This is a genomic window from Mycobacterium sp. TH-M15, from assembly GCF_057473705.1.
In genome coordinates this window covers 1-1,537 of the sequence record NZ_JBYCLB010000147.1, presented here as the reverse complement: position 1 = coordinate 1,537, position 1,537 = coordinate 1, and the positions used below count along the sequence as shown (strand labels likewise).

The window sequence follows — 1,537 nt, the reverse complement described above, 5'->3', positions numbered from 1 at the left end:
AGGTGATGGACGCCTACCTGGCCGGGCTGGAGGCCGCCGAAGGCGCCGGCCACGACGTGTCCAAGGTGCACTCGGTGGCGTCGTTCTTCGTCTCCCGGGTGGACACCGAGGTGGACAACCGGCTGGAGAAGATCGGCTCCGCGGACGCGCTGGCGCTGCGCGGAAAAGCCGGTATCGCCAACGCCCGGCTGGCCTACGCGGCGTACCAGGAGGTCTTCGCCGGCGCTCGGTACGCCGCGCTGAAGAAGGACGGCGCCCGGGTGCAGCGACCGCTGTGGGCCTCGACCGGGGTGAAGAACCCGGAGTACCCGGACACCCTCTACGTCACCGAGCTGGCCGCAGCGAACACGGTGAACACCATGCCGGAGAAGACGATGCAGGCCGTCGCCGACCACGGCGAGATCCGCGGCGACACGGTAACCGGAACCGGCGCGTCGGCTCAGCAGACGTTCGACGAGTTGACGGCGGTCGGGATCGAGCTGCCGGACGTGTTCGACGTGCTGGAGACGGAGGGCGTGTCGACGTTCGAGGCGTCCTGGGGTGAGCTGTACAAGGCGACGCAGGCCCAGCTCGACGCCGCCACCACGTGACCGGCGAGGCCCCGGGCGCTGCCGGCGGGCAGTGGCACAACCCGTTGCGGGACAAGCGCGACAAGCGGTTGCCGCGGATCGCCGGCGCGTGCAGCCTGGTGATCTTCGGCGTGACCGGCGACCTGGCCCGCAAGAAGGTGATACCGGCGGTCTACGACCTGGCCAACCGGGGTCTGCTCAACCCGCGAATCGCCCTGGTCGGATTCGCCCGTCGGGACTGGGGGCATGAGGACTTCGGGCGGGTCGTCTACGAAGGGGTCAAGCGCCACTCGCGCACCCCGTTTCGGCAGGAGGTCTGGGAGCGGCTCGCCGAGGGAATCCGTTTCGTTCAGGGCGCGTTCGACGACGATGCCGCCTTCGTCCGGCTGGCCGAGACGCTGGACAAGCTCGACGTCGAGCGTGGCACCCGCAGAAACCATGCGTTCTATCTGGCCATCCCGCCGAACGCTTTTCCCACGGTCTGCGAGCAGCTGCACAAGTCCGGGCTGGCCCGCCCGCCGGAAGGCAGTTGGAGTCGGGTGGTGATCGAGAAGCCCTTCGGCCACGACCTGGCCAGTGCCCGCGAACTGAACGCGAAGGTCAACAGCGTCTTCCCAGAACAGTCGGTGTTCCGGATCGACCACTACCTGGGCAAGGAGACGGTGCAGAACATCCTGGCACTGCGCTTCGCCAACCAGCTGTTCGATCCGATCTGGAACGCGCACTACGTCGACCACGTGCAGATCACCATGGCCGAGGACATCGGCCTGGGTGGGCGGGCCGGCTACTACGACGGGATCGGGGCGGCCCGGGACGTGATCCAGAACCACCTGCTGCAGCTGCTGGCGCTGACCGCCATCGAGGAGCCGGTGAGTTTCGGCCCGGATGCGTTGCAGGCCGAGAAGATCAAGGTGCTGTCGGCGACCCGGCTGGCGCAGCCGCTGGACCAGACCACGTCGCGGGGACAG

General features: G+C 68.4%; 2 protein-coding genes. Both read left to right on the top strand.

The features are described 5' to 3' along the window. Positions 1-590 (top strand): transaldolase (gene tal, locus AC2VNT_RS03585; protein ID WP_486945551.1); only part of this gene is annotated, 590 nt, incomplete at its 5' end. Next, the coding region (locus tag AC2VNT_RS03580) for a glucose-6-phosphate dehydrogenase (protein ID WP_486945550.1) at positions 587-1,537 on the top strand (951 nt) is incomplete at its 3' end. The genes tal and AC2VNT_RS03580, both read left to right, overlap by 4 nt.